At 34.8% G+C, this 21,520-nt stretch carries 17 protein-coding genes and 2 pseudogenes; 16 read left to right on the top strand and 3 right to left on the bottom strand.

Annotation, left to right across the window (positions count from 1 at the left end; translation table 11 throughout):
- Positions 1-25 precede the first annotated feature (25 nt).
- The 11 genes and pseudogenes from QN089_RS15505 to QN089_RS15455 all read left to right on the top strand — a co-directional run.
- Positions 26-622: pseudogene (locus tag QN089_RS15505) on the top strand (tyrosine-type recombinase/integrase); the annotation flags it as partial.
- A 1-nt stretch (position 623) separates the two neighbouring features.
- A complete protein-coding gene (locus QN089_RS15500) occupies positions 624-989 on the top strand; it encodes a DUF6262 family protein (RefSeq protein ID WP_097419323.1) in 366 nt (121 codons plus the stop codon).
- A gap of 656 nt (positions 990-1,645) precedes the next feature.
- Complete coding sequence (locus QN089_RS15495; protein ID WP_285215665.1) at positions 1,646-2,521, top strand: SDR family oxidoreductase; 876 nt, start codon at positions 1,646-1,648, stop codon at positions 2,519-2,521.
- A 91-nt stretch (positions 2,522-2,612) separates the two neighbouring features.
- Positions 2,613-4,229 (top strand): ribosomal protection-like ABC-F family protein, encoded by a 1,617-nt coding sequence (abc-f, locus tag QN089_RS15490; protein WP_157918524.1) that lies wholly within the window; start codon positions 2,613-2,615, stop codon positions 4,227-4,229.
- 330 nt (positions 4,230-4,559) lie between these two features.
- Complete coding sequence (locus tag QN089_RS15485; RefSeq protein ID WP_097419325.1) at positions 4,560-4,832, top strand: hypothetical protein; 273 nt, start codon at positions 4,560-4,562, stop codon at positions 4,830-4,832.
- A 162-nt stretch (positions 4,833-4,994) separates the two neighbouring features.
- Positions 4,995-5,414: a hypothetical protein gene (locus tag QN089_RS15480; RefSeq protein ID WP_061586529.1), complete on the top strand. Its 420-nt coding sequence runs from the start codon at positions 4,995-4,997 to the stop codon at positions 5,412-5,414.
- Between the two features lie 373 nt (positions 5,415-5,787).
- Positions 5,788-5,928, top strand: a pseudogene (locus tag QN089_RS15475) (JAB domain-containing protein); the annotation flags it as partial.
- Between the two features lie 285 nt (positions 5,929-6,213).
- A complete protein-coding gene (locus QN089_RS15470; protein WP_285215664.1) occupies positions 6,214-6,462 on the top strand; it encodes a hypothetical protein in 249 nt (82 codons plus the stop codon).
- Positions 6,463-6,760: 298 nt separating this feature from the next.
- Complete coding sequence (locus QN089_RS15465) at positions 6,761-8,689, top strand: hypothetical protein (protein WP_285215663.1); 1,929 nt, start codon at positions 6,761-6,763, stop codon at positions 8,687-8,689.
- 216 nt (positions 8,690-8,905) lie between these two features.
- The gene (locus tag QN089_RS15460; RefSeq protein ID WP_285215662.1) at positions 8,906-10,702 is read left to right on the top strand and encodes a GmrSD restriction endonuclease domain-containing protein; all 1,797 of its coding nucleotides are present in this window, start codon (positions 8,906-8,908) and stop codon (positions 10,700-10,702) included.
- 134 nt (positions 10,703-10,836) lie between these two features.
- Positions 10,837-12,191, top strand: a protein-coding gene (locus QN089_RS15455; RefSeq protein ID WP_285215258.1) for an IS3 family transposase whose coding sequence is annotated in 2 segments (ribosomal slippage) — positions 10,837-11,290 and positions 11,290-12,191 — 1,356 coding nt in all. Because the reading frame shifts where the segments join, the coding sequence is not laid out codon by codon here.
- 142 nt (positions 12,192-12,333) lie between these two features.
- Here the strand turns inward: QN089_RS15455 and hepT are convergent.
- From hepT to rluF, 3 genes are all read right to left on the bottom strand, one after another.
- Positions 12,334-12,741, bottom strand: coding sequence for a type VII toxin-antitoxin system HepT family RNase toxin (gene hepT / locus QN089_RS15450; protein ID WP_285215661.1), 408 nt, complete (start codon positions 12,739-12,741; stop codon positions 12,334-12,336).
- Complete coding sequence (gene mntA, locus QN089_RS15445) at positions 12,734-13,144, bottom strand: type VII toxin-antitoxin system MntA family adenylyltransferase antitoxin (RefSeq protein ID WP_087682043.1); 411 nt, start codon at positions 13,142-13,144, stop codon at positions 12,734-12,736. The genes hepT and mntA overlap by 8 nt, the downstream gene beginning before the upstream one ends.
- Positions 13,145-13,257: 113 nt before the next feature.
- Positions 13,258-13,965: a 23S rRNA pseudouridine(2604) synthase RluF gene (gene rluF, locus QN089_RS15440; RefSeq protein ID WP_068456946.1), complete on the bottom strand. Its 708-nt coding sequence runs from the start codon at positions 13,963-13,965 to the stop codon at positions 13,258-13,260.
- Positions 13,966-14,204: 239 nt separating this feature from the next.
- Between rluF and QN089_RS15435 the strand changes: the two genes are divergently transcribed.
- The 5 genes from QN089_RS15435 to QN089_RS15415 all read left to right on the top strand — a co-directional run bounded on the left by QN089_RS15435 (position 14,205) and on the right by QN089_RS15415 (position 21,520).
- Positions 14,205-15,686: a phytoene desaturase family protein gene (locus QN089_RS15435; RefSeq protein ID WP_285215660.1), complete on the top strand. Its 1,482-nt coding sequence runs from the start codon at positions 14,205-14,207 to the stop codon at positions 15,684-15,686.
- A gap of 117 nt (positions 15,687-15,803) precedes the next feature.
- Positions 15,804-17,324, top strand: coding sequence for a GGDEF domain-containing protein (locus QN089_RS15430; RefSeq protein WP_285215659.1), 1,521 nt, complete (start codon positions 15,804-15,806; stop codon positions 17,322-17,324).
- Between the two features lie 409 nt (positions 17,325-17,733).
- The gene (locus tag QN089_RS15425) at positions 17,734-19,242 is read left to right on the top strand and encodes a DUF1846 domain-containing protein (protein WP_285215658.1); all 1,509 of its coding nucleotides are present in this window, start codon (positions 17,734-17,736) and stop codon (positions 19,240-19,242) included.
- Between the two features lie 74 nt (positions 19,243-19,316).
- Positions 19,317-20,783, top strand: coding sequence for an N-6 DNA methylase (locus tag QN089_RS15420; RefSeq protein ID WP_285215657.1), 1,467 nt, complete (start codon positions 19,317-19,319; stop codon positions 20,781-20,783).
- A gap of 155 nt (positions 20,784-20,938) precedes the next feature.
- Positions 20,939-21,520, top strand: a complete 582-nt coding sequence (locus QN089_RS15415) for a biotin transporter BioY (protein WP_087682037.1) — start codon at positions 20,939-20,941, stop codon at positions 21,518-21,520.

Raw genomic sequence — 21,520 nt, 5'->3', positions numbered from 1 at the left:
TGTCCGGAATCTTGACATAGATCCACAGGATACCTTTAGAGTTAAATTAAATGAATTAGCTTATAAAGAAAAAATAACGGATAACAAGGGAGAAATTTTTCGATTTCATGCTCATGCTTTTCGGCATACAGTTGGTACTAGAATGATAAACAATGGGGTACCTCAGCATATTGTGCAAAAATTCTTAGGTCATGAATCCCCGGAAATGACAGCGAGATATGCGTATATTTTTGATGAGACCCTAAAGAAAGAATTTGCGAAATTCAAGGAAACCTTAGTGACAAACAACGGTAGCATTCTAGAAATAAATGAAGAAGAGAGTGAAGTTGATAATACAGATCTTCAATGGTTTAAAAAGAATATCAATGCACAAGCACTTCCTAATGGTTATTGCCGTTTACCGGTAATTGCCGGACCTTGTCCTCACGCAAATGCTTGTTTAGATTGTACAAATTTCTGTACAAGCAAACAGTTTCTAAATGAACATGAAGAACACTTAGAACGTACTAAACAGTTATTAGATAGAGCTAAACAGAACCAATGGCAGCGTCAGGTTGAAACTAATGAACGTGTTAAAAACAGGCTAGAACAGATTATTCACTCGTTGAAGGAGACTAATTAGGATGACACGAAAAAATAACACAACTGCCATAATTAAACTATCAAAAGAGAAATCGGAAAAAACAAGAATTAGAGTTGAAAAGGCTATTTCAGAAATGGCACTAAAAAATGAGAAAATTAATTTTAATACGGTTGCACAAAAAGCAAATGTTTCAAAGTCATGGCTTTATAAACAAGAAGACATTAGGACTAGAATAGAAAGATTAAGAGGACAGCAGATTAGTGAATTAATACCCCGTAAACAAAGTAAAAGTATCCGATCTGAGGATGTATTAGTAAAGACCTTAAAAACTCGTATTAAGGCATTAGAAGAAGAGAATAAGCAATTAAAAGATCAAGTTCAAAAATTATATGGCAAGTTGTTTTAGCTTTTTTGTATATTTTTATGATGGTTTTCTTAATTTTATATAGAAGTTATGTAATATCTTCAGCTTAGTGTAGGTTTTAAAATAAATTTTGATTAATAACACCGTCGGTGTTATTCCAGAAAAGACCAGATTGTTGAGGAAAGTAATCACCTATTCCTAGATGATTCAATTGGGATTGTGAACAAATGTACTTACACTAACGTGGCAGGTTAGTGAAAGAGTACAGATTGATATTTGACAAATCAGGCCCATATGTTATACTTGAACTAACTTATGATGAATGGAGGCTTCTTAATGATTGATATCCTAACTTTGAACCGTTAGTTTAATACGTTCAAAGGCTCTGCTTATGCTCAGAGTATTAGGATAAATCTGTCTTCTTATAGGAAACCTTTATTATACGGTTATAGTAAAAAGGGGGAGAGGAATCTTCCTCTTTTTTATTTTAAAGGGAGATCTCCCATGACACTTCGTAGAAAAGGGTACATCAATGAATTTGATGGCTTATTTGTGATACCAACAATCGGATTAATCCTGTTGAAATTTTATATTTCTATATTTAGAGCATAGGCAGATTGCCTGTGCTCTTTATTTTGTTTGTTTTAAATTGGTATTGAATGATACCAATATTACATGATTAATGGAGGAGATTATTTATGACATTTAATAACAATGAAAATACACGTGTGTGGTTTATTACAGGTGCAAGCAGTGGACTAGGATACGAATTCACAAAAAAAGCATTGGAGTCAGGAGAGAAGGTTGTTGGTGTTGCTAGAAATATTGAAAAACTGAATGAGTTAAAATGCCAGTTTGAAGGAATGTTACTTCCTTTAAGTCTTGATGTTACTGATAGAAGTGCTGTTTCGACTACAGTGGAAACTGCCATTAAACATTTTGGAAGACTCGATATTGTCATTAACAATGCAGGGAATATGGTAATGGGAATGATTGAAGAATTTAGTGAAGATGAAGTTAGAAGTCAAATGGAGACTAATTTCTATGGTGCAATTTGGATTTGTCAAGCAGCTATGCCGTACTTACGGACACAAGGATCAGGTCATATTATACAGATATCTAGTATTGGTGGACTGATTACTGGTCCAATGTCGGGAATCTATAGTGCTAGCAAATTTGCTTTAGAAGGATTTAGCGAGGCATTAGCACAAGAAGCTGCACATTTTGGTGTAAAGGTATCTATCGTTGAACCCGGAGGCTATTGGACGAATCTATACTTAAAAATGAGTTTTACCACACAGAACAAAGAGTATGATTCATTACGTGAGAAGTTGGCTCAACAAAACTCAACCGAATCAGTTGATAGTGACCCTAAGTTGGCTGCCGAAGCTATAATGAAACTGGTTAATAGTGAGAATCCGCCTCTCCGATTGATTCTAGGAAGCCTTGTTTATGATTTAGCTGTTGAAAATGCAGAAAAACGTATATCTACATGGAAAGAGTGGGAATCAGTCAGTCGTTCTGCAGAACATGGGATTCCTGCACCAGAAGGATATGGAATAATTGAGGAATAGAAACCCTAAGAAATAAACTCTCTAAACTACAAAAACTAATTAATGATTTAATATGTTTATTAACTTAATCGCTAGAAAGGGAGGCGATTGTATGGAATTGATAAAAATGAGAGGAATAGAAAAATATTTTGGAGGCAAGCTTCTTTTTACTTTTGATAAATTAACTGTTTTTAAGAACGATATTATTGGTGTAGTCGGGTTAAACGGAAGTGGAAAAACGACGTTGTTGGAGATCATTAACAATGATATAGCTCCTGACAAGGGAAATGTTGAGGTTAAGGGAGATATCTCTTATTATAAACAATTCGGTCAATACCACGAATCAGTAGATTCTTGGCAATTGAAAGAATTTCGCTCCAGCTCAACAATATCTGAAGGTTGGTTCAGTGGTGGGGAAAAAACTCGTTTACGTTTAGCTGAGACTTTTTCTAAGAGTAGTTCAATACTTTTACTAGATGAACCAACAGCGAATTTAGATACTAAAGGGATTCAATTGCTAAAGCGAAATTTAGGAAAATATAACACAATGATGATTATTAGCCACGATACAAATTTATTAGATGAATTGTGTAATCGAATTATTGAGATTGACAACAATACCATTAACTGTTTTGACGGGAATTATACTGCATATAAACAGCAGAAGGAACATCAAATTCACACTGAGAAAAGAGAATATGAAAATTATCAAGCAAAGAAAAAGCAACTAGAGGAAGCTTATTTGCAGAAAAAAAGGCAAGCTGAAGCGATAACAGATAAGCCAAGGAATATGAGTAATTCTGAAATTAGAGCTAGAAGTTTCATATCTACTTACAAGTCTTTTGGAGGGCGACAAAAAGCAATAGCAAAGCAAGCAAAAGCCGTGCAATCACGAATAGAGCAGTTAGATGTAAAAGAACAAGTCGAAGAACAGGCAAATATTCGAATCAATTTTGAGCTAACAAATCCCCCGAAAAATAAAATATTAATTCGTGGTGAAGAAGTAACTTTTGGATATGATAATCATTTGATTTTTAATCATGCCTCTTTTGAAATCCGAAACAAACAAAAAGTTGCTGTATTGGGGGATAATGGAAGTGGTAAATCTACTCTTTTTTCTTTAATCAGAAATAAGTATGAAGGGATCTATGCTGTACCGAAATTAAAAATTGGTTATCTGTACCAAGAGTTTGAAAATTTGCAGCCAGATAAAACTTTACTGGAGTCTGTCTTGTCTGACAGTGTACAAGAAAATCATACTGTTTATACAGTATTAATGAATTTACTGTTTACGATTGAGGATTTTGATAAAAAGGTTGCAGTATTAAGCGGTGGCGAAAAAATTAGGTTATCTTTTGCAAAGTTGATTGTATCAGATTATAATTTGCTTATTTTAGATGAACCTACAAACTATTTGGATTTACCATCAATTGAAGTCGTAAAAAGTGTATTAAAAGAATATGAAGGAACAATAATATTTGCCAGCCATGATGAGGCGTTCATTAATGAACTGAGTACGGAACTATTCATCATTGATAATAAAAAGCTACAAGGTTATCGTGGAAATCTAGAGGAATTCAAGAATAAAACGGATGCAAATATTGAACAGCTCCAACAGGAAATTGAACAAATCCAGTTAAGTCAAGCAAAACTTCTTATGGAAAATGAAACAAATCCTAGAAAAATTGAAAAGATAAAGAAGAGATATGAAGAGATGACTAGGGTATAAAAGGAGAATAATTATTTTTTGATTTAATTTAAAATGAGAAAAGTAACAAAGAGTCCATTTTGATTAAGTTTTTTACTTCAATAATCGGACGCCTTTCTTTAATAAGAAGGCGTCTTTTTCTAATCAATCAGTTTCTGGAGCAACGCATTAATGGATTGGAGTTATATTAGGTGTAGAAAAGATTGTGAAGGATTCTACTTAAACTATTGGGTGCGTTTCTGCAATAAGACAGGGACGCTTATTCCACTATTTGGAAGGTTTATTTAATTAGCAGGATAATGGTTTTGTCTTAAAGAATAATCTTATTTAAGAATACAAGGAGGTGCTAAAATGAATAGAAAAGGATGGATTTGTTTAGGAGTTGCTGGTTGTCTTGCTGTATGGTCTATTTCCCTTTTTGGAAGTGGTTACGGATATTATAATTCACAGGTTGGTCAATGGTTGTATGTAAAGTTTATGGGGGATATTGTAAAAGTTACAACCACAGAAGAGTTGAATAAATATGCTTACTTATATATGGGATTAAGTATTATCCCTGCATTTCTTGCCCTTTACCTTTACCGAAAGTTTTTAAAAATTGTTCCAGTGAAACAAGAAGTATAAGTATTTTATATTTAACTATCAGGGGCAAGAGTTCAAAATCAGAGCTGTCATAAGTGGCGGCTCTTTTCTTATACTATGGACTCGATTAGTTCTTTTTTCTTCTCCCCTATATATAAAAATTTATTCTACGGGAATACTACTAAAAATTCTGGAGGTGTTTCCATGTTTATATTTCGAAAAATTGTTTTAGGAGCTATTTTTTTGTTAACTCTATTTACTTTAGGACAGTCAGCTTTAGCGAATCAAAATTATGAGGATGTTAATCAGTTTTACAAAAACACGGTTGATAAAAAAGAATATGAGGAATACAGTGACTCAAAAACGAAAGTTCGAGAATTAGTGATTGTAAGGAAACTCCCTGATTTAATTGATACAATCAGTTGGGGTGATGAAAAAGGAAAGCAACGATTAAAAGAAGAAGTAGTCTCTGATGCAAAGGATATAAATTCTGAAGGTCTTGTATATTTTTTCTTTTCATTAAAAGACACGGGTAATAAGGTTTCTTATAAATATGCTTTATTTAACGCTGATACAAAGAAACCAATTTCAACTGCCGAAAGTGACTGGGTAAAACAAAAATAGTATTTAAGTTTTTTTATTTACTGCACAGGCGTTGATTCTACAAGGATTAACGTCTTTTTTCAGCGATTTGTTATTGAAGTAACGGGTGCTATAGTGACAGATAAAATTTATTGATTTTATGATTGAAATCATATTTTAGTTACTCCATTATAGGGTGCGATTATGCAATAATACTTGGATTTAATTAACTCGATTGTTAGCACTTTTTAGTGCAGTGAAGTATTTCAATTAAAAAACACATAACCTCGTTCTAAAACCAGAACGGGGTTATGTGTTTTTGAGTTAATCATCAAATATGGTGGTCTCTTTAAAGACATGTAGTCAAAGTGAAATAATTGATTTTATAATACTTTTTACACTTAACTATTGATAAAACCCAACACCATGCTCAGAGGACATTGATGTGACAGAGCGACTTGTAGAGGTCAGTAAAATTGTTGGGATTGAACTATTAAATCACATTATCAGCGGTGATGATAAGTTCATTTCACTAAAGGAGAAAGGATATTTTTAACGTGCTGAAAACAGAAGTTATCTTTGATGATGCAATGGAAAATAAGTATGTCATTCGAATGGCATTAGAACTGATTATGTGGATTCATATGTACTGAATAAAATATCTGGGCTAATGAACAACCAAAAGTTAAAAGATGAATTGGTAGCAAGTATTAATGAAAAGTAGCTGAGTATTTATGAGTCTATTGAAAAGGAATATTTCAGATGTTTATAGGAAATCAATAAATTAAAAGTCCGTTTGGATAAGACGCGGGGTGCTTATAAGGATGAGATGGTAATTAAGGTGGAATATGTAGCAAGATTAAATGCAATTGAACAAGAAATCAACGAGCTAAAAAGTAGAATTGCAGCCTTACAAGCACAGTTACAAAAAAGCCAAATCTCTAAAGTTTCTCTGGAACAAATTGAATTAGTCTTAGGGAATTTCTTAAATACATTTAGTAGTATCACCAGAGAGCAGAGAAAGCGTCTGTTACAACTGCTTATTCATCAGATTACTATAGGTGAAGATTGTAAAATAGAATCCATCTAATTAAAGCTCAAAACAGAAGTTCTTGAAGAATTACAATTAGGAGTAGGTGAACCATCATTAGATAGTTTGCTTGCTCCTTTTTCTATTTTAGTAGCTACATAATAACCAAATTTTAGTATAATTAATGAAACTTTATTGAAGTGTAATTATAATTTTAATTTTGGAGGAAACTTGATTGAACTGTTGTATATGTAAAAAAGATGTTTATGAATATCTACAGGGCCAAAATGGAGCGATTTATTGTTCGGAGGCGTGTTTCGAGGAAACTTTCCCTAAATGTCATGTTTGTCATACAAAAATGAAAAGTTGGACAGAAAGTGGCGGTAAAAAGTTTTGTTCAAATCGCTGCTATGAAACTACGTTAGAAGGTTGTGTGATTTGTAATAAACTTTTAAATGAATGGATTGAATCGGAAGGAAAGAAATATTGTTCGGAACGTTGTTTCTCTGCGTCATGGCCAAGTTGTACTGTTTGCTCGAAAAAAGTAAAACAATGGACGGAAGGAGAAGATGGGGGGATTTATTGCTCTACACAGTGTTTTGAAAAGATGTTACCGAATTGTACATGTTGTGGTCAAAAAATGCAGCAATGGACAGAAAATGATCGTGGGATGTTTTGTTCGGAAGCTTGTTTAAAAACAAGTTACCCAGCTTGTTCAGTTTGTCATACACGTCAAAAGGAATGGTTACAAACTGAGGACGGCGAAATTTATTGTTCAGAGCAATGTTTTGCAAAAATGCTTCCAATGTGTCAAACGTGCCATAAATCTATGTCAGAGTGGCTCGTTAGTGATGGAAAAACTTACTGTTCGGATACATGTATTGAAGCAACAGCACCTCCGTGTGAATGTTGTGGCAAACGACAAATGCAATGGATTACAGTGGATGGGCGCAATTATTGTTCAGATGCATGTTATGAAAAAACATGGCCGACGTGTCATGTGTGTAACGAAACGATGAACAAATGGTATATACATGAAGGATATCAATATTGCTCCCATATGTGTATTGAGAAAACGATGCCAACATGCTTACATTGTCAAAAACCTTTATACGAGTGGATAGAATTAACAGATGGTAGACGATATTGTTCCGAACACTGTGCAGATAGCAGTAACCATAAAATAAACGAAGTACTATTGCTAAGTGAAGTTACTGGATTATATCCAGATGAAATCCAAGTAATCGCTGCACATGAAAATTGGTCAACAGAGCAATTTGCGGAAAATATTGATGTCTTACTAAATGCCTTAGAAAAACAAATTCCTTTAACAGAAGGTATGACTGCCGCATTTGAAAATGCAGGAGTTTTTAATCGTTTAGCTACTAATTTAACATCGTATAATACTATGCGAGGTGGTACAAACGGCTTTAAGGGGTTCGTATTTGAAGAGCTACATGCTGCTAATGCCACAGCAAATGGTTTAGCCACAGACGTCATTGCGAATAATGGAATTGCTGATTTTATGATTTTAAACCCCGATGGTACACGTACGCTCGGACAAGCTAAACTAGGTTATAATACAACGAAAATTGATTGGTCAGCATATAAGGACCAAAAAATTATTATTGATAGAGGTAATGAAAAGCTTCTTCAAAGTGCTCGTGAAGCAGGATTGGATGTAATTGAATCTAACTTCTCAAATAAGCAAGTAAGTTCTGTGGCAAAACTCTTACAGAGCGAAAGTCGTTTAAGAGGAATTGTTAATGCACCTATTACTTCACGTATGGTATCAATACATCAGGCAGGCGCCATAAGTGCAAAACGAGGTGGTATTTTTGGTGCTGGCTTTAGCTTAGGTGGCAATGCAGTTGATTTATTATACGGTGACAAAACAATCGGAGAGGCGGCAACTGGTGTTGCGAAAGACACTGCTGTTGCAACAGCCACTAGCTATGTTGTTGGGGCATTAGCATCTACACAAGCAGGGGTAACTATAAGCGGGGCTGTAGGTGGTGCAATGACAGCTGCAGGATCTTTAGTAGGAAAAACGGTCATTGGTGGTGCAATTGCATCGGGATCGAGTGCAGTTACAGGAGCAATAGCTGCAACTTCGCTCGGAACAGCTGTATCGTCTGGCGCAGTAACGATTGCTACAAGTGCAGTTGGAACTGCTATTGCTACGAGTGCCATTGGTAGTGTCGTTATTGCAGCAGCACCAGTTTTGGCAGTAGGGGCTGCTGTAGGTGGAGTATTTAAATTAGGGAAAAAACTCTTTGGTAGATAATAACTTTCAACTATTTTATGTCAGTTAAGAATAAGAAATTAAAAGGGGAATACGGACGTAGCATGTTTAAAAACCTCATTTAGCCATATTAAGGAGAACCGTACCGTCAGTGAGGGTGATTTTAAGAGAATCTTTTAGAAATTTAATTTAAAGTTACTAAAGGGTCCTTTTTTGACATAAAATGTATTATAATAAATAAAATAAAGGGGTTTTTTTGTGATTTATAATATAGAACAAGAATTATCTATTCGTGGTGAAAATATTCAAAGGATTTATGATTATTATATTAATAATAAACTCTTAATAAATCGTAAATATCAAAGAAAATTGGTTTGGGCTATTGAAGAGAAACAAGCTTTTATTGATTCAATAATAAATGGTTTTCCAGTTCCGTTGATATTGTTAGCTGAAGTTAATTTTGAAGAGGTTAGTAGGTATGAAATAATAGATGGAATGCAAAGATTAAATGCATTAATGTCTTTTATTGAAGGTGAATTTCCATATGATGGGAAATATTTCGATTTAGAAACAATGGCAGAAACTAATCAAAAACTAGACGAAGGAATTTTAGAACAAAAAATTCCAAAATTAGATAGAACGTTATGTAAAAACATTGCTGGATATTTATTACCACTATCAGTTTATAAATATGATGGACTAAATAATAAAATTGATGAAGTGTTTAGAAGAATTAACTCTAACGGGAAGCATCTCTCAAAGCAAGAATTAAGAATAGCAGGTGCAACAGGTGGATTTGCAAATCTTATTAGAAAGATAGCATATATTATTAGGGGAGATATTTCAGCAAAAGATACACTATATTTACATGCTATGAAAAATATAAGCATAACTAATAGGGAATTAGAATATGGAATAAATGTTAATGATATATTCTGGGTAAAAGAAGGAATTCTTAGTAGGGAAAATGTAAGAGAATCGAAAGACGAGGAAATTATTGCTGATATAATTTCTTATATGATTTTAACAGTTAAACCTCCATCAAATTCAGATGTATTAGACGATTACTTTGGCGCAAGTGGAATAGAAAATAAACGATATATAGAAATAGAAAGTGCAGTGAAAAAGTATTCAAGTGAATTAATTATAAGACAATTTAAAACTGTATATGGGGTTTTAAATAATATATTAAATGAGTCAGGAAGTTCTTTTGGTCAATTACTTTTTGAAACACCACAATCAAAAAAGATACCTAGATATTTCCAAGTTATATTTTTAGCTTTACATGACTTAGTTATAAAGAAAAATATGGAGATAAATGATATTAAAGGACTTATTACGATAATGGAAGGAATTGGAAATAGACATATAAAATTAAGTTCTGGCGGTGGAAAATGGAGCGCGATTGAACGAGAAAATAATGTAAATGCCATAAAAGGTATTTTTGAGCCATTTTTTAAAGTTAAAGACACTCAAGATCCAGCAATTGCAACTTGGGCAATTGAATTAGAGAATATTTTAATGCAATCTAATACTGAACAAACTTTATATGACTTTAAGCAAGGTTTTTATGACCTTATTGATGAGAGTGAGTTTAACCAAAAATCATTTTCTAAAGTGATAAAAACATTAACAGCTATGATTAATCTAGGTCCGAAAAATACAGGTTATGTAATAGTAGGGGTTGCTGACAGTTTAAAACATGCTTTAAGAGTAGAAGAGTTATATTCGATAGAAAAACGAAGATATAATCATTTTTATATTACAGGTATACAAGGAGAAGCTTTAAAATATAATAAAGACTTAGATAGTTATTATCAAAAGTTAATACAGTTATTACAAAGAGAACCTATAGACGATTTATACAAGGCACAGTTTGCTAGAAACATTAGAATGATTAACTATTATGGACATTCTGTAATAGTATTTAAGGCTATGAGTGAAGAACAACCAGCTTTATATAAAGACGAATATTTTGAAAGAAATGGTGCAAATGTAAGTAAAATAGCTCCATCAGAATATCCAAATCTGTTTAAACGATTTTATAAAAAATAACTTCACTTAGAAGCATTAAGATAATCGGTATCATAAGTAAGTACGATTTTTAATAAACCATCAATTGCAGTCGTTTCATTGTGAACTGCACCCCAATTGTTAGACACATCTAACAATTGGAGGTGCAGTTTTTTATGGCTAAATATACGGCAGCGGAAAAATTACAAGCGGCTTTACGCTACTTAGAAGGCAAAGAAAGTTCACGTGAAATTGCTAAATCGATCGGGACAGATCATAAGGCCATTCTTAATTGGACGAAACAATATAAGTATAACGGTGTAGAAGCGTTTACAAAATCGTATACAAACTATACAGCACAGTTTAAACTAGACGTACTAAACTTCATGATTGAACAAGGTACGTCCTTACTTGAAACAGCGGCTATCTTCGGTATAGCCGCACCATCCACGATTCTTCAATGGAGAAAAATATTCGAAACCAAAGGATTTGATGCCCTTCAATCAAAGAAAAAGGGGCGTCCATCCATGAAAAAAGAAACAAATAAACAACCAAAACAAGCACCAGTAGAAGGCTCACCAGAAGCACTACAAGCAGAAATCGACCGTCTACGTATGGAAAACGAGTATTTAAAAAAGTTGAATGCCTTAGTTCAAGCCAAGGAAAAATCACCAAAGAAGACAAAGTAAAGATCATCTATGAATTAAGGCAAAAATACTCGGTGAAAGCACTTGTAACATTCGCACAAATTCCACGCAGCACGTATTACAATGTAGTAAAAAAGATGAATCGTCCAGACCGCGATGCCGAACTGAAGGCAGAAATCAAAGCGATTTATGAAGAACATGAGGGTCGTTATGGCTATCGCCGTATTCGCGATGAGCTAGCGAATCGTGGGCAAAAGGTGAATCATAAGAAGGTGCAGCGCATCATGAAAGAGCTGGGTTTAAAGTGCTTAGTGCGTATGAAAAAGTATAAATCCTATAAAGGTACCGTCGGTAAAATTGCGCCAAATATTTTAGATCGTAACTTTACAGCAGAGGCACCGAATGAGAAATGGGTAACAGATATTACGGAGTTTAAGCTATTTGGTGAAAAGCTCTATTTATCACCTGTTTTAGACTTATTTAACGGAGAAATCATCACGTATACCATTGGCTCTAGACCAACGTATTCTTTAGTATCTGAGATGTTAGAGAAGGCTTTAGAGAGATTGCCGGAAGAACATCAACTATTGATGCATTCTGATCAAGGCTGGCATTATCAAATGAAGCAATATCGCCATGCCCTTGAATCAAAAGGGATTGTACAAAGTATGTCCCGTAAAGGGAACTGTTACGACAACTCCGTCATGGAGAATTTCTTCGGCATATTGAAATCGGAATTCCTTTACTTGAAGGAATTTGAAAGTGTGGAGCATTTTAAATTGGAACTTGAAAAGTATATAACGTATTACAACACAAAACGTATGAAGGCAAAATACAAAATGAGTCCGGTAGCGTACCGAACCCATTTCACTCAAGCTGCCTAAATGAAATAACTGTGTCTAACTTTTAGGGGTCACTTCATTGTAATTGGTGGTTTATTTTTGTAATCATAGATAATTAAAATCTGTAGGAATTATAATATAACTTGCTAAGCTCAAAAGCACCTCTTATTTAATAACCATGTATTTATATTTCTAACTGTAATACGACCTGAGTAAACTGTTTAAAATCATCAATATGCTTCTCTAAAATAGCTTCTAATATGTCAACCTTTAGTGCTTGATAGTCATGTACCGCAATATTTCGGAAACCAACCATATTCATTAATGTTTTCGCTAATGACGAATCAATTATATGAGCTTCTTGTAATAGCTTAAAGCCTTCACGACTTGCTTTCGGAACACCTAGTTTACGTTCACTAACAATATGCATCGCTAAATCAATACTTGCCTCGCATGCACGTTGAATATTTAAAATGATACTGTCTTGTTTTGTAAAGTCTTTTAAATTTTCAGGGTTTCCCTCGTAAACCTCATGAATTCGGTTTACACAGCGTTCAATTGTAGTTATTTTATTTAAGATTACATCATTCATCGCCAAAAACACTTCCTCGTTCTTTAATACTTTCAATCACACCAGCACGCTGCTCACTTAATGTTGCATACATACTATAAGCACGCATTTTTTGGCGTGTAAATTCATTTTCATCTTGGATGTAAATGGGTATTCCTTGTGAAAATATTTGCATCGTGAACACAGTATCAATTTGTTTAAGGTCGACTAAATCAACTTCACGACCAGCAATTTCAGCTAATTCACTTGCTAGTAAAAAACGTTCATAAGATGATAACTGCTCTTTACTAAAAAAAGCTAAATCAATATCGCTATCAATGCGATTCGTGCCTTTTGCGAACGATCCAAATAAAATGATGAAAGCTGGGTTTATTTTATTTTGAATTACTTTGATTAGCTGTTTTTTAAGATTTTCTTCAAGCATGTTATCACCACCTTCACCTTATTATATACGTTGACGAAAAAAACCGCACTTACTGTCATCACAAGTAAGTGTGGTTACTGAGGGCGTGGGTAGAACTTGATATTCCAATATTTCTACCATTCTTTTGGTTCGTAGTTTAATTCTCTAAATAATTGAGTTCGCTCTTTTTTGGATAAATCTCTCCATTGTCCAGGAGGAAGTTTGCCTAATTCAATGTTCATGATGCGAATTCTTTGTAATCGGTAAACTTCGTATCCTAATTCAGCGCACATGCGGCGAATTTGACGATTTAATCCCTGTGTTAAAATGATTTTAAAATCATATTTTGATAGTTGAACGACTTCACATGGAAGGGTTGTTGTGCCTAATATTTTGACACCTTCCGACATCTTCTTCAAGAATTCAGGCGTAATAGGTCTATCTACTGAAACGATATATTCTTTTTCATGTCTATTTTCAGAACGTAGAATTTCGTTTACAATGTCACCATCGTTTGTCATAAGTATTAAGCCTTCTGAATCTTTATCCAGACGTCCAATATTGAATATTCTTAATGGATGGTTGACTAAATCAACAATATTTCCTTTTACACCTTTTTCGGTTGTACTCGTAATGCCTACAGGTTTATTTAAGGCAATATAGACATTATTTCGTGCCACTCGGACAATATTTCCATCTACTTCAACTTCATCCCCAGGTTCAACTTGGCTACCTATAGTTGCACGTTTACCATTAATTTTAACTCGACCTTCTGTAATTAATTTGTCAGCGCCTCGTCTAGAAGTCTTACCAGATTCACTTATATATTTATTAATACGCATGTTGCCACATCCTTATTCATGGATTGTTTTATTAAATACTAACTATACTTTATTTTAAGGATAAATTACATACTATTGTGTAGATCAAATGAGTCAAAATTTGTGGGTAATTGAATTATAGGGCGTTATTATAGCCTCTCTAAATAAGGGGCTTTTCTTTATCTCTACATCGCATCTGTGCTTTAATAAACATGAAAACAATTACATGAATCGATGTCTTGGAAAGGGAGAGGTTCCTCTTGGGTAAAACGGTTTGTATTATTGGTGCGGGTGTTGGTGGCTTGATAGCTGGTGCTTTTTTGGCGAAGAAGGGTTATCAGGTGACGGTTCTTGAAAAGGCGACAAAGGTTGGTGGTTCGGCGGGTTCGTATGTGCGAAAAGGGCGCACGTTTCCTACGGGTGCGACGATTGCTTTTGGGTTAGAAGAACAGGGGTTACTCGACTCTTTAATAAAAGAACTTCAACTTGATTTGCCATTCCAATTGTTGCAACATCCAATGGATATCATCTTATCGGATCGTCGAATTTCGATTTATCAGGATCAAAAAAGATGGGATGAAGAATTGCAACAGGTACTACCAGAACGTCAAAAAGATGTGCAAGCTTTTTGGAAAAAACTTGAGCAGATTAGTGAATATGTGTACGGTGTAACAGCTACGGGTGTCTCGATGCCGATTAGTCGTCCTTATGATTTAGGGAAGTTACCAAGTCATGCACTAACACATCCAAAAGCGATGTTACATTTGGCGCGCTATGCGACGTGGACAGTGGAGGATTTATTACGTAAATATCATTTAGAATCGTATGAGCCGCTTCGTCAGTTGATTGATGCACAGTTAATGGATGCAGCACAGACGGATTGTACAGAGGCTGCTTTACTACCTTCTAGCTTAGCATTAGCAATCTATAGACGTGGTAGTTTCTATATTGAAAAAGGTATGGGGCAATTATGCGAAGTGTTAGCTGAGCGTATTGTCGCGCTTGGTGGTGAGGTTATTTTAGCAGCGACGGTAAAAGAGCTGACATATGAACAGAAAAAGTGGCATGTGACAAGTCGAAAGCGAAGTGGTGAATTTGACATCGTCATTAATAACACTGGAATTTCATTCGGCAAGGGCACAAGTTACGCCGATTCAGATTCATTTTCTTGGGGTGCCTTTCGTGTAGATGCCCTATTAAAAGATACATTTTGGCATCAGGAATTACAAGGAAGACCCCTTCCTTTTGCGCTTCAAATTGTGCCGAGTAAAGAGCAAACGGTATTATTTTCAGATGTTCATGGACCTGTATATGCTACATTCCAGCCAGCTTATGATGATCAGGGTGAGAAGGTACTAGAAGAAGTCATGATGACGATTTCCATTCATGCGAATGAAGATGGATGGAGAAAGGAATCAAAAGATGAATATAAAGCAATTAAACAGCAAATAACGGATGCGATGTTTGAGGAGATTCAAAAAGTAATTAATATAAAAGATTATTTAATTTATGAAGAATCCGGAACACCTTTAACATATAAAAAGTATATGGGGAAAACGAGTGTCGGTGGTTTCCCGTTAACAGTGAGAAATGCTATTACAAAACCGAAAAGTGTTCGTTCACCTTTGCCACAACTCTATATTGTAGGTGAACAAGCCTTTCCGGGACCGGGAACACTATCATCAGCATTAAGTGGCTACCACGCAGCACGCGCTATTATGCATACACATCGTTTAAAATAAACTGTTCATTCTATAATGGACAGTTTTTTAATTTTAAAAATTCGAAATTTATAGTCTAAATAAATTAGATAAGGTACGATGTAATTATAAAATATTGGGAAAGGAGGCAATCTATAGATGGAGTTGAAAGAGGCGTTTGTACTATTAGTGACGCACATGATCCCTATTTTATTTTTAGCATACATGGCAACCGACATACTTCTTCGTAACAAAAGAAAGACGGAACATATTCTACTCAGTTTGATTGCTTTTTGTTTTTTATTGATGTTTGTTGAAGAATATGTGAGGAATCAGGTGCCAATTGAATATAGTTCAATACTATCTGCTCTATGGTTAAGTAGTGTCGGGACGATTATTCCAGGATTGTGTTTTCATTTTCTTATAAAATTTACAGGCCTTTATAAGAGTTGGCCGCGTTTTATATATCCGTATATTTTTTATGTTCCAATTGTATTCGTCATTATGAATACATTTATAGGTGCGGAGCTTGTTTATACACAAGACTTCTTTGAGGCAGGAATGTGGAAATATCCTGTTTATAATACGAATTATTATATTGCGATGACAGTAGGAACAATCATTGATTGTATGTATTTAATCCCACTATTTATCGCAAAACATCGTTCGAAATTAGAGGAACAGCGTAAGATTTATCAGCAACTCATTATAGGGGTCTATGTCGCGATTACTTTGAATATTGTACTAGGCTATTTCAAGTATGAAAATCTATTGCCTCCACACTCATATATTTATGCAGGAATTGTCTGGTGTTATTTCTTACTTCGCACGATGAAGCAATACGACTTTTTAAATTTATATGATAAACGTTATGAGAAGCTATTCCGCTTAAATCCGAATGCGATTGTACTGCTCGATTTTCAAGGGAAAGTGCACGATGCGAATCCAGCTGCTACTAAATTGTTGGGACGTCTACATTTACAACAAAATCAACTATTTGGGTTACTCGACAAGTCGTTGCAAGAACAGTTATTACATGAAAAACAAATTAGAGATTATGCGATGCATATTTCGAATGAAGATATTCATTTTTTTGTATTAGTGAATGCAGATTATGTGATGGTAGATAATGAAATGCACATTCTGTTAATTATTCAAGATATGACATTACAAAAACAATATCAGAGTGAAATTGAATTTTTAGCGTACCATGATACATTGACGCGCTTACCAAATCGACGATTATTTACGAATCAACTGGAAGCAGCTATTGAAGTGTGTCAACGAGATCATCAAACACTTACAATTCTTTTAATCGACGTGGATCATTTTAAGAGCTTAAATGATACATATGGTCACCAATGTGGAGATGAGCTATTGCAAGCGACTGCACAGATTTTACAACAAGCTGTTGGTGATAAAGGAACGGTTGCACGAATAGGTGGAGATGAGTTTGTACTGTTCATGAAAGAGCCCGATTTTGAGCAGCAATTGAATGACTTCACAAAGCAATTACAAAGTACTTTTGAGGCATATACTGAAGCGAAGTATCCTGATTTATCACTATCGCTTAGCGTAGGTATGAGCCAATTCCCGAAAGACGGAAATGATGAGCAAACCCTTATGCATCAAGCAGACCAAGCAATGTATGAAATGAAGCGAAATCGAAAATTTAGATAAGCTGAAGGAAATATAAAGATACAAAAACGGACTAAATATAGATCTAGTCCGTTTTTTGTGTGATTTCATTTATTTGTGCATTAAACATGAGCTGAATAGGTTATTGTGTAAGAAATTCGAGTGCATGAATCGAGAGTAAGTGGTTATTCCATTCTTTAAATTCAATATAGTCAATCATAATAGGCGTTTCAATAGGGGTGATTTGTTGTTCAAATTCCTTTAAAGTATCTAAATTTTTTTGTTTGGAGATGAAAATAGTATAGTAATCCTTTTTCAGTTTCTTTCATTTTTCCTTTGTCTATTTTTTTGAAAGCCTTATAATGATAAAAGATGTATTTTAGTGAGCATTCTTTCGAAATGGGTAACCATTTGAGGAAAGAGCTTGAGAGAAAGGGCGCGCAGAAATCAAATGAAAAAAGTTGGATTTGATATCGAGAAGTATTTGCAAGAACAATCTGCTTATATCTTAGAACGAGTAGAGCAGTATGATAAGTTATACTTAGAATTTGGTGGGAAATTAATCGGTGATAAACATGCGAAGCGTGTGTTACCAGGATTTGATGAAGATGCGAAAATCAAATTATTAAACACATTAAAAGATAATGCAGAGATTATCATTTGTGTATATGCAGGAGATATTGAGCGTAATAAAGTACGTGAAGATTACGGGATTACCTATGACCAAGATGTACTGCGTTTAATCGACGAGTACCGCGCATACGGTATTTCTGTGAATAGCGTACTTTTAACACGTTATGAAGGACAACCGACAGCAAAAGTATTTATGACGAAGTTAGAGCGTAGTGGTATTCGTGTGTTCACACATAGCCAAATCAAGGGTTACCCTACAAATGTAGAAGAAGTCATTGGTGAAGAAGGATTTGCGAAGAATCCATATATCGAAACAACGAAGCCAATCGTCGTTGTAACAGCTCCAGGACCAGCTAGCGGTAAGTTAGCGACGTGTTTGAATCAGATGTATCATGAACATCGTTTAGGTAATAAAGTGGGTTATGCGAAGTTTGAGACATTCCCTGTTTGGAACTTACCTTTAAAACATCCTGTAAATATCGCATATGAAGCAGCAACAGTCGATTTAAAAGATGTGAACCTAATTGATAACTATCACTATGAAGCGTATGGAAAAGTCGCTGTAAACTACAATCGTGATATGGAAACATTCCCTGTCATTAAACGTATTATTGAGCGTATTACAGGTAAAGAATCGGTATATCAATCACCAACAGATATGGGTGTAAATCGTCTGAAATCAGGAATTACAGATGATGAAATCGTACAAGAAGCAGCGCGCCAAGAGATTATTCGTCGTAGTTTTAGCGTAGAGAATGATTATAAAAAAGGTTTAGCTGATGAAGATAGCGTACGACACATGCAAGTGATTTTAGAAGAAACGAATTTGAAAAAAGAAGATCGTGCGCCGGTATTACCTGCACGTGAATATGCGAAGCAATTACAGGAACAAGAAGGTAGCACGAATTTACAAGCTGTAATCGCTGTAGAATTACCGAACGGTGAAATGATTACAGGACGTACAACAAAGTTAATGGATGCATCAGCTGCAGCCATCTTAAATAGCTTGAAGAAATTAGCGAATATTGCGGATGAAATTAAACTATTATCGCCAATGATTTTAGAAACAATTCAACGTTTAAAAACAGATGAGCTAAATAGTCGTGTACCGACATTAACGGCGAACGAAGTGTTAATTGCGTTATCAATTAGCGCAGTAACAAATCCAACGTCTGAGCTAGCTTATAAGCAATTACCAAACTTACAAGATACACAGGCGCATTCAACAGTTATTTTAAATCGTGAGAATGAGCAAACATTGAAAAACTTAGGTATGGACGTAACGAACGATCCAATCTATCCAACTGATAATTTATTCTATAACTAATGATATATGTAGTCTTCTTTGCAAGAGAAGGCTACATTTTTTCATGTACAATAAAAGAAAAGGAGGAGCGTATCTTGGGTAGAGGTTCGAAAGTTTTACAAATAGAGAAGATGGACCGACGAGAGCTTGGCTATTATTATACACCTGACTTCGTAGCGCGCTATCTGACGGACCGACTTCGCATGATTCAACCAGATGGACGAACTGTATTGGACCCTTGTGTGGGGAAGGAAGAGCTCATCACGCATTTCTTAGCAGAGGGTTATACAGTGGACGGTGTAGATGTTTTTCGACATGAAGAAACATATGGTTGTACATTTACACAGATGAATTTTATTGATGTATATAGAGAACAACGAGAACCACTTCACTATGATTACTATATTGCGAACCCTCCATATAATTGCCACGAAGTCGATTACATTCAAAAGAATAAAAAAGAATTGAAGACATTATTTTCAGATGTGGGCGTACACAATATGTATAGCATGTTTATCTCGGCTTTAATTGATGTAGCGAAAGACGGTGCAGTACTTGGATTGATTACATATGACTCTTTCTTTACAGCGAAGGCTCATCAAAATTTACGCAGAAAGATATTGGAAACATGTACGATTCATGAGATTACGATGTGTCCAACAGATTTGTTTCATGAACAATCGGCAGACGTAAGAACAAGCATCATCATTTTACAAAAAGGAACGTCTTATCAAAAGGGCGTCTATGCAAAAAACCGACCAATTTCAACAGTTGCTTTTACAGAACAATTGCAACAACAGCTGACTGAATTTATGAATGGAGAAGTGGACACACACACGTTAGATGAATTAATTTTGAATGATGAAAAAGATTATGCAGAGTGGATGATTGATTGTCCTGTGGAGGTTAAAAAGCTTTTTCAATATGACCGACTCGGTGACAAGTTTGATTGTGTGACAGGTATTTCAACAGGAAAAGACGCACTTTATTTATCAAAAGAAAAACGTGCACCGTTTACAATTCCATTCTATAAAAATCCGGGAAGTCACCGCTTCTACGCACCGGTTCGACTTTATTTACATGAAGATTTTTTAGAATTTGATCGAATGATTAAAACGTTTAATGTGCGTAATAAGCAACTACTTTATCAATCGGGTATTACCTGTTCTTCCATGGGCGTGGCTTTCACAGCGAGTCGTCTCCCTAAAAATGCAACTTATGGTGTGAACGCGAATATTATTTGTGAGGATGAAGATGTCTGGTGGTTACTAGCCTACCTCAATTCAGATTTAGTCACCTATTTAGTACGTGGTATTTTAAATCGTTCAAATATGGTGACCTCAGGTTATGTGGCGAGAGTCCCTTTATTACCGTTTACGAATGAGCAAAAAAGTCAGTTAGGCATATTAGCAAAACAAGCTTATGAACTTGCAGAACAACAATATGCATATGAGGATCAATTAAGGGACATCAACGACATGATTCATCGCGTTACTGCATTCTCAAATGAAACAACGAAGAAAATTAAAGAATTTAATAGGAATCTGGTACAACGGACATAAAAGTATGCAACATGGATTGCATACTTTTTTTATATACTAATTTATTATTATAAAATAAGTTAACTTAAAATAAAAATCGGTTGACACATATCGAAAGATTACAGTATGATAACACCAGAATTTATTACATATTTTGTTTAAAGGGGTTTGAAAAAATGACACGTAAAGAATTAACTTTTGTTGCTTTATTCGCAGCAATCATGGGGGCGCTTGGAATGATTCCACCAATCGTTTTAACATTTACACCAGTGCCGATTACATTACAAACAGTCGGTGTTTTATTAGCTGGCGGAATTTTAGGTGCGCGTTTAGGAGCTTTGAGTCAAATTGTCTTTTTATTATTAGTAGCAGCTGGTATGCCTTTATTATCAGGTGGGCGTGGGGGATTAAGTGTATTTGTTGGACCGAGTGTTGGCTACTTAATTGGTTATCCACTAGCAGCTTTCGTGGTCGGTTATTTATTCTCACGTATTCAAAATCTTAAATTGTATAAAGTGTTACTTGTGAATTTAACAGCAGGTATTTTTGTAGTGTATTTAATTGGTATGCCGATGCAAGCATTTATGATGGATATTCCTGTTCTAACTGCTGTGAAGTTAGGTCTAGTTTATTTACCAGGGGATGCATTAAAAGCGATTATCGCTTCTATTTTGGTCTATAAATTAAGAAAACATCCTTTCTTTGTACGAGCTTTATCAAAAAAGCCAGTGAAAAAAATGATGACGGAAAGTATTTAA

It is taken from the genome of Kurthia sp. YJT4, assembly GCF_030219945.1.
GTDB classification, from domain to species: domain Bacteria; phylum Bacillota; class Bacilli; order Bacillales_A; family Planococcaceae; genus Kurthia; species Kurthia gibsonii.
The sequence above is the reverse complement of the archived record's forward strand: the minus strand, read 5'-3'. Positions and strand labels throughout refer to the sequence as shown.